Origin of the sequence: Pseudomonas sp. ICMP 8385, from assembly GCF_002699915.1 — a bacterium.
GTDB lineage: Bacteria > Pseudomonadota > Gammaproteobacteria > Pseudomonadales > Pseudomonadaceae > Aquipseudomonas > Aquipseudomonas gessardii.
On the sequence record NZ_LKBY01000090.1, the window covers coordinates 105,262 to 113,857 of the forward strand.

Annotated in this window: 6 protein-coding genes and 4 pseudogenes; all 10 read left to right on the forward strand. The window is 53.5% G+C overall.

Going from position 1 to position 8,596, the window contains the following annotated elements:
* Nucleotides 1–571: 571 nt before the first annotated feature.
* On the forward strand, nt 572–949 hold the full coding sequence (locus AO268_RS09615) for a hypothetical protein (RefSeq protein ID WP_169864314.1): 378 nt from the start codon (nt 572–574) through the stop codon (nt 947–949).
* A gap of 96 nt (nt 950–1,045) precedes the next feature.
* Nucleotides 1,046–1,471, forward strand: a complete 426-nt coding sequence (locus AO268_RS09620; protein ID WP_176561356.1) for a hypothetical protein — start codon at nt 1,046–1,048, stop codon at nt 1,469–1,471.
* A pseudogene (locus tag AO268_RS09625) lies at nt 1,464–1,727 on the forward strand (IS21 family transposase); the annotation flags it as partial. The gene AO268_RS09620 and the pseudogene AO268_RS09625, both read left to right, overlap by 8 nt.
* Before the next feature lie 422 nt (nt 1,728–2,149).
* The gene (locus AO268_RS09630) at nt 2,150–3,604 is read left to right on the forward strand and encodes a tyrosine-type recombinase/integrase (RefSeq protein WP_099168543.1); all 1,455 of its coding nucleotides are present in this window, start codon (nt 2,150–2,152) and stop codon (nt 3,602–3,604) included.
* 93 nt (nt 3,605–3,697) lie between these two features.
* Nucleotides 3,698–3,882 (forward strand): annotated as a pseudogene (locus AO268_RS33120) (LysR family transcriptional regulator); the annotation flags it as partial.
* Between the two features lie 134 nt (nt 3,883–4,016).
* Nucleotides 4,017–4,862, forward strand: coding sequence for a bifunctional 5,10-methylenetetrahydrofolate dehydrogenase/5,10-methenyltetrahydrofolate cyclohydrolase (locus AO268_RS09640; RefSeq protein ID WP_373562123.1), 846 nt, complete (start codon nt 4,017–4,019; stop codon nt 4,860–4,862).
* A gap of 564 nt (nt 4,863–5,426) precedes the next feature.
* On the forward strand, nt 5,427–5,723 hold the full coding sequence (locus AO268_RS09645) for an ArsR/SmtB family transcription factor (RefSeq protein ID WP_099168544.1): 297 nt from the start codon (nt 5,427–5,429) through the stop codon (nt 5,721–5,723).
* A 55-nt stretch (nt 5,724–5,778) separates the two neighbouring features.
* Nucleotides 5,779–6,789, forward strand: coding sequence for a zinc-dependent alcohol dehydrogenase family protein (locus tag AO268_RS09650; protein ID WP_099168545.1), 1,011 nt, complete (start codon nt 5,779–5,781; stop codon nt 6,787–6,789).
* A 296-nt stretch (nt 6,790–7,085) separates the two neighbouring features.
* A pseudogene (locus tag AO268_RS33715) lies at nt 7,086–7,772 on the forward strand (PAS domain-containing protein); the annotation flags it as partial.
* 102 nt (nt 7,773–7,874) lie between these two features.
* Nucleotides 7,875–8,309 (forward strand): annotated as a pseudogene (locus tag AO268_RS33720) (methyl-accepting chemotaxis protein); the annotation flags it as partial.
* Between the last annotated feature and the right edge of the window lie 287 nt (nt 8,310–8,596).

An 8,596-nucleotide genomic window follows, 5' to 3' on the forward strand; every position in this document is an offset into this window, starting at 1 on the left:
TTCCAACTTGGATACTCCCCAATATGACTATTCATACAAAGCTTGCGACCGATTCTGGTGGTGCGCGGTGTCATGATAAAACATACGTACAAACCCTAGCAGGGCGAGTGCAGGGTATGCGTCCGGGCATCACGCCTTGCGTGATTAAACCGGTTGCCACTTATGCGGCAGCAACCCATCGATTTCAGTCGCCCGCTGCGTCGGTAGGCGGCTCCTTGTCCAGCAAGTAACCCGCAGCACGCAAGTCTCTGTCATGGTTGCTGATCAGGTCAGCCCAGATGGCGTTTTCAGGGCGCATTCACTTGCGCATTCCACTAGGATCCGAAAAGCCATTGCAAGAGACGTAGGCCATTCTTGGAACATAGTCTTGACCGGGAATGGAGAACTGCCATTTGGCCCTCCCTGCCCTACACCAAACTGAACCGCTCGCTCCTCTCAGGTCGTAGCGGTGCGTTGGACGCTGTGTATGCGCGCCCTCAACTGCTAGTGCAGCGCCGGGAGGCGGTTCAATAATGGGCGAACTACCTAGACCAGTTGCGGCAAAACAGTGAGCACCTCAAGCACAACGCGCGTGAAGCTAAGCTTTCAATGGGGCGCCTGGCAATTCCGGGAGTGCTTCATCGCTATTTCCGAGGCCGTGCGACTGGGCTACGCCACTAACGATGAGTTGATCAACGCCCTACCTCAATTTACGGTCAACCGCCTCGTCCTGGGTTTGGACAAACTGCTCGCAGCAGAGATGTCCCACATCAACATGGGTACGCTTTCTATCGATGATGACATCCGCATCGTCGAGGCACTCACGGCTGGCCAGGTGCTTGAGTTGCCGCTAAACATCGAACAGCTGGAACGAAACGATCCACTGATGAGGAAGATTCTGATGGGCATTGGCGTACGTAACCCAGCGGGTGCCTTGGCGCTCTTGAAGCCTAAAGTCGAGGGGGTTTGAGATGACATCTAAAGAGCACTTCAACGAGAGCGACCTAAGCACGTCCCCCTCAGGGGAATGATGTCGGGCGTTAATGGTCACTTAGCCGGAGCTGGGTTGGGTATCGGTGTTGGGCTGTCGGTAGCAAATAGTACCAAGACTGACCGAAGGATGATCCAGTTGGGACAGACGGCCAACATGTCGCCGGCTCAAAATGAAGATATGCGCAAAGAGATATTCCGAGTATCAAAGTCGTATGGCAATGATCCCGACTCTATTCTGGGCGGTGCAGAAGCCTTGTTGGCTGGTGGTCTCAGTCCAAAGGCCGCGAAGTCTAGTATTGATGCTATCGGCCAGGCAAGCGCCCTGCGCAACGCCGATCCGACTATTCTCGCGGGCGCTGGTATGGCGGCAAAGGAGGCCTGCGGACTCCACGGCCATCCGGCCACCCTTAAAGCAGGCAGCAACGCAGGATTAATTCACTACCATCGACCTCTTTTATCGAAGCAGAGAGGTCGTCGTGGAGCGGTTATCCATGCGTAAGATTCGAGAAGTGCTACGTCTCAAATTCGAGGTCGGCCTATCTGCCCGGCAGGTCGCTGTCAGCTTGCAAGTGGGTCGAGCCAGCGTCGGTGAGTATCTCAATCGCTTTGCTGCCAGCGGCCTGACTTGGCCGTCTTCGCTAACGGACGCCGAGTTGCAACAGCGGCTTTTTCCACCGCCGCCCACCGTTCCCAGCGATCAGCGTCCAATGCCCGACTGGGCCAGGGTTCACGCCGAGTTGCGCCGCCCCACGGTGCCAAAAACTCCGCGAAATCCCGCGTTTCTAAGGCAGACACCCTGTGCCAAACATCCTGCAAGGCGGTGCCAAATCCGACGCCTCCTTACATATCTGCAACCGACTCTCGCGGGCCGGCGCTGACAATCTTGAGGAGAAAAACGGGATGCCCCCCGCAAAAGTCCCTACGCATGAAAAAGCCCAACCTTTTCAGATTGGGCTAAGTCATTGAATAATATGGTCGGGACGGAGTGATTCGAACACTCGACCCCTAGCACCCCATCTCCTTTTTCATACTTCTTGAAAGACTCCAAAATTTTACTGTGGATTTTTCTAAGCTAGTATTTACTTGAGCTCCAGCGGTGTTCTGCTCTACGAGAGTCCAGTAACGTCCATCAAGAGCCGACGTTTTTGTGGGGGTAAAAGTAGGGGGAACCCATTTTATGGCCAAAATCACCATCAAAGAACTCGAGTCGCTGACCGCCAACGATGCCGGCCGAATCCTCCGGGAGGATGGCAATCTGGCCGGTCGAATCTCAGTCCGTAAGGACGGTGTGTCGGTCAGCTTTTTCTATCGCTATCGGTGGGGCGAGCAGAACAAAGAGTACTCCTGCGGGTCTTGGCCGCGCAAATCCCTGACGGACATCCGCAAGGCCCGCAACCAGGCCCGAGCGCTCATCGATGAGCAAATCAATCCCAACGAGCACAAGAAAACCGCCAAGGCACAGGCTCATGCCGCGACGAACGCAAAAGCCGATCAGGAAAAATCGACGAAGGTCCAAACTCTGACCGTCCAGGATCTGGCCAAGGCCTGGCTGCTGGATGGCGTCGCGCGTAAAGACGGCAATGCCGAGTTGCAACGGCGCTTTAACAAGGACCTTTTGCCAGCACTCGGTAGGACAGCGGTGAACAATATTTCCGAACACGATGTTCGGGCGCTGATCCGGGCCGTGGTCAACCGCGGCGCTCACCGGCAAGCCATCAGTTTCTTCGCCGACCTCACCCAGATGTTTAGCTGGGCTAGAAAGCGTCAGCCCTGGCGGAACTTATTGATCGAGGGCGATCCGACTGAGTTGGTCGACATCTCCCCTCTGATCCCCGCCGACTACGAGGCGGAAAGAAGCCGTATCCTTTCCCCGGCGGAGCTGTTGGAACTGCACAACCGTTTCCAGCAAATGACCGCCGATTACGACGCCCTCCCCGCGGGCCAAAAATACGACGGCATTCGTCCGCTAAAGAAGGAAACGCAGCTCGCGCTCTGGATTAGCCTGGGCACGCTGTGCCGAATTGGTGAATTGCTGCAGGCCGAATGGAAAAATGTCGATCTGGACCAGCAAACCTGGTTCCTCCCCAGCGAAAACGTCAAAGGCACCCGCGGCAAGAAACAGGACCACCATATCTTCCTCTCCTCCTTCGCCTTGCATTTCTTTCAGGAACTCAAGACCCTGACGGGAGACTCCCTGTGGTGCTTTCCGAACAAGCAGGATGATGGGCACGTGGACGTGAAGGTGGTGAGCAAACAGGTGGGCGATCGCCAAGCCCGGTTCAAAAACCGCAAGGCCCTCTCCAGACGGCGTCACGACGACACCCTGGTCCTGGCCGACGGCCAGAACGGTGACTGGACGCCGCATGACCTGCGCCGCACGGGCGCGACCATGATGCAGGCTTTGGGTGTCAGCCTGGACGTCATCGATCGCTGCCAAAACCATGTGCTGGCCGGCTCTCGGGTGAGACGCCATTACTTGCACCACGACTATGCCGCCGAGAAGAAAAACGCCTGGAACCTGTTGGGCGACCGACTCAGTGCTGTTTTGTCCTCAACCTACGAGCACCCACCGACCGAGTCGATGATTTCTTTTCCAGCGTACGCCGCAACTGGATCCCTACCGCCGTCATAAGTAGACAGATTTAGTACTGCGTAGTCATAGCGTCGTAAAGATCGCCAAGCGTTTTCTTCAGGTCGATTCCGGCCCGACTTGAGGGGTAGAAATCCACCGGGGTGCTCGATCAGTACGCTGCGCAATAACACCGATACCCCAGCCCAAGATCTTCAGGATAGTGCGATCAACCCGCAGTCGGATTGCTGCCTCACCTTCAAGCGGATTTTTTTCCACAACGCCTGTTTCACCATCGCTACGTCTGCCTGTGCCGCAAGAGCCATCCTGCCACCCTGGAGTAGTTGACGCTGGAGCGCTTTTTCAGCTATGACCATGTTCATGTTGTCGCGGCGAATAACCGCTAATGGGTAGGACGAAATGACCACTACACAACCTTTGGAAAACGCGCCCAACGCAGAGGCCTCCATAATCGATGGAAAGGCGGTTGCCGAAATCTTGCGCAAGAATGTTGCCGTCGGTGAAGCGCGGCAGAGCCCCCGGGCTGGCTGTCGTACTAGTCGGGAGCGATCCTGCCAGCCAAGTTTACGTGAAGACCAAAATGAAGAAGGCGCTTGAGTCCGGCATTGACTCTTTCCCTCATCTGCTCGAAAGCGATACGTCCGAAGCAGACCTGCTCAGGCTAATCGACAAGCTGAACAATGACCGCTATGTGCATGGGATATTGGTGCAGCTTCCGCTGCCCGCCCACATCGATGAATCGAAGGTTATCGCGGCCATAAATCCCGCCAAGGATGTCGACGGTTTCCATCCGATCAATGTGGGTCTGCTGGGCCAGGGGAAAGCCAAACTGATTCCCTGCACTCCTCTGGGATGCCTGATGATGTTGAAGGATCAAATCGGTGACCTTAGCGGCAAAAAAGCGGTAATTGTCGGCAGGCCCAACATCGTCCGAAAGCCAATGGCGAATTTGCTCTTACAGGAAAACTGCACAGTCACGATTGTGCATTCCCGAACGCGAGATCTCATCGCTGAATGTCGTCAGGCCGACATCCTGGTGGTAGCGATTGGACGGGCGGAATTTATTGATGCAAGGGCGATCAAGCCGGGTGCAGTGGTCATTGACGTTGGCATCAACAGGGTCGAGAAAAACGGAGTTTCGGTTTTAGTCGGTGATGTCGATTTCGACTCTGCCAAGGACATCGCGGCGGCCATGACTCCAGTTCCTGGCGGCGTTGGTCCTATGACCGTTGCTTGTTTGATGAGAAATACTCTGACAGCTGCAGAGGCGATTGAGAGTAATACTGCTGCACAGTTTTGATCACGGGCAGATCACCGCCAACAAGGCTCAGCCGAACACAAAACTTGCTCAGTTACTGACCATTGCATTGCACACCCTGTATTCCGTAGTGTTCGGGCCAATATCCACAGGTATATCCCCGTTTTTTATGGATAGCTTTGAGGCGAATATGAACACTCCTAAGAAGCGCAGAGCAGAACTACCGATACACGGAGAGTTTCCGTCGGCGTTATGTGGACAAGCTGATGGATAAGCTGTCGATGATTCGTAACCGAGGAACTCTTCAGATACACAAAGTGCCAAAGCGCGAGGTCGACAGATTGGAAAGCCTCGGAATTTTGGCGTTGTAAAAATTTACGTCGGGAGGCCTGTTCTAACGGGCTGGTTTGGAGCCTGCCTTCTAACTCACCTCGATTTGCGTTAAGACGATGACAACACGCCGAGCGGGGTAGTCCAAGCAGTCATTCAATGCGTCTATAAACGTAGGGTCGATTCAGCTGGATGCGTTTTTTTGATTTCAAACCCTTCCGAAGGGTAATAGATTACTTATTGAACATTTCGTAAAAAAGCGTAACATTCCCAACCATGATACTCGAACAGCTCAAAGCCTTGGGCAATGACACTCGCATGCTAATGATGGAGTGGCTCAAAGACCCACTCAGTAATTTCCCACCTCAGGATCACGGCGATCCTGCGATAGGAGTGTGCGTAACCCACTTGCAGCACAAGGCCGGGCTTTCACCTTCTACCGCGTCTGCGCATTTAGCTATCTTGCAACGTGCAGGCTTCGTGCTAACCACCCGTATCGGTAAGTGGACTTACTACCGGCGCAATGAGCAGGCTATTGATGACTTTGCGGCTAGGCTGATCATCGAATTGTAATTTTTAAATTTTCATTTCGTTATTTCGCGTAATTAGAAAACATAAGGAAACCCCTATGAGCAGCAAAACTATCTTCGTCCAACCCGGTGGTGGCTATGAAAAGGTTTTGGTTGGCAGCAGCGAAGTCCGAGCCGCAGCGCGTGGCGAAATCACCGTACGCCTCCACGCCAACTCGCTCAACTACCACGACTTCGCGGTGGTCAGCGGCATGTGGGGCCCTAGCGAAAAACGCATCCCCATGGCCGATGGTGCAGGTGAAGTAATTGCTGTCGGCCCGGATGTCACTGAATTCAAGGTGGGTGACTCGGTCGTCAGCACCTTCTTCCCAGAGTGGATCAACGGTGAGCCACTGGTTGAAGGTTTTGTTAGCGTGCCAGGTGATGGCATTGACGGCTACGCTCGTGAGCAAGTGACGGCCAAAGCCACATCGTTCACCCTCGCGCCTACTGGCTACAGCCATGCTGAAGCGTCGACACTTACCACCGCCGGCCTTACTGCATGGCGCGCCCTGATGGCCGATGACTCCCTCAAGCCGGGCGACACCGTGCTCGTCCAAGGCACTGGTGGCGTTTCAATTTTCGCCCTGCAGTTCGCTAAAATGGCCGGTGCTACCGTCATTGCTACCTCTTCAAGCGACGAAAAGCTTGAACGTCTGAAAGCTCTAGGCGCTGATCATGTAATCAATTACCGCAAAGACCTTAACTGGGGCGAAACTGCACGCGCTCTAACGGGTGGACGTGGTATTGACCACATCATCGAAGTCGGCGGCCCTGCGACGCTTGAACAATCGATGATTGCAATTCGGGTTGCTGGTCACATTTCCATCATCGGGATATTGAGTGGCGTAAGCGGTGCAATGAATTTTGTACCGGCACTGATCAAGCAAGTGCGTCTGCAGGGTGTATTGGTGGGTAGCCGCAGCCAGCAGCAAGACATGATCCAAGCCATCAATGCTAATGGCATGCGCCCGATTATTGATCGTCATTTCCCATTGAGCGAGATTGTCGAAGCGTTCAAGTATCAGGAAACCAACCAGCATTTCGGCAAAATCTGTCTGGATATCTGATCGCGCATGAGTGGGCATGAGCAGACCTTAAGTTTCGCCATGTGATTAGCCCTTCAACGGCTTGCCAAGGTACATCAACCGGGCTTTCTCCTGGCCCACCCACTTCGCAGTAAGACTAAACGGCATATCGTGTTCTACACGTCGGGCGACCTCAATATCCTGCCGGCCATGCCGATAGACTTGTCATGATCCAAAAGGGATTTCCCGTGTTCAATACCAAAATCAAGAAACAGCTTCAGTCTCAGACAGCCGAGCTATCGGAGCTGCGCCAACTACGCGATGGGCTGAACCGTGAAATGCTAACGTTGAGTATCGATTCGACGTTTAAAATTATCTCATTCAACGAAAATTTTGCAGAGGCTTTGGGCTACCCCCAGGATCGGCTCCTAGGTCGTGCCATGGCCGATATTGTTCCGCAGTACGTATCCAAGCTTCCGTGCTTTCACAACTTTCGAGAAGCAGTCGCCGCAGGCAAGTCCATCACTGACGAGTACAGGTACCTACATGCTGACGGTTCATTGGTGTGGCTTCATGCACATTGGCAGCCCATAGCGGATGCGACTGGCCGGATGAGTCATATCACCTGCTATGCGACGAACATTACCTCTCGAGTGGAAAAAACATCGGAAAACGCCTCCTTCATTGACGCACTGCTTCGTTCGACGGCGGTGATCGAATTCGATCTCAACGGGCAGGTTCTCATGGCTAATGAGCAATTTTTAAAATCGATGGGCTACAGTTTGGGCCAAGCTAAAGGCAGTCACCATCGTATTTTCTGCAAGCCAGAGGAAGTCTCATCCCAAAAATACAAAGACTTTTGGTCAACTTTGAACAAGGGAGAGTTTGTTGCAGGTCGATTTGAACGTATTGACAGTCGTGGTCAAACCGTATGGCTGGAAGCGACGTACAATCCGGTTTATGACACCGAAGGAGCACTCTGCAAAGTCGTTAAATTTGCAGCGGTAGTCACCGATCAAGTTGCCCGTGAGCAAGAGATCAGTAAAGCCGCGCAAACTGCATTTGAAATTTCCCAGCAGACGGATGTTAGTGCTCAGCGCGGAGCACTCGTAGTCAACGACACTATGCATACCATGAGTAAAATTGCTGTTGATATGCAGACTGCCTCTGGCGGGGTCGAAGCGCTCGGTAAGCAGTCATTGTTGATCAGCTCCATCATTCAGACGATTAGTAGTATTGCCCAACAAACCAACTTGTTGGCATTGAATGCTGCGATTGAAGCCGCTCGCGCAGGTGAGCAGGGTCGAGGCTTTGCGGTCGTGGCTGATGAGGTTCGACAATTGGCTGGGCGCACCAGCACTGCTACTGAAGAAATCGCATCGGTTGTCTTGCAGAACCAGAAGCTGGTGGATGAGACCGTAGCTGAGATGGCAAACAGCAAATTCCAAGCAGAGCAAGGCCTTGAACTTGCCACGCAGGCAGGCCAGGTAATTGTTGAGATTCAGGATGGCGCCAAGAGAGTAGTCGACGCGGTCGGCAGGTTTGCGACTCAGGTGGCTTAGAAAACGCAGTCACGCTGCGACAGCATTTCCGATAGCCCGAATGATCGTTTTGAGAAAATGTGTAATGGTTCTCTCACCGGCTCGGGCATTAGTCCTGAGACTGTTGGGGCTGATTGAAAATATCACCCAACACAGCAGGGGTATGATTTTCTAGAACATGCCCAGACGCGTTAAGTTGCTTTAAGATGATATGTCATGTTGGCGCTGATTTAAAACTGACCCACCCTGCCGATTGAAAATTGACCCAGGACGGATTGCTGATTTTTGCCCCAGCAATTGTGGATAAG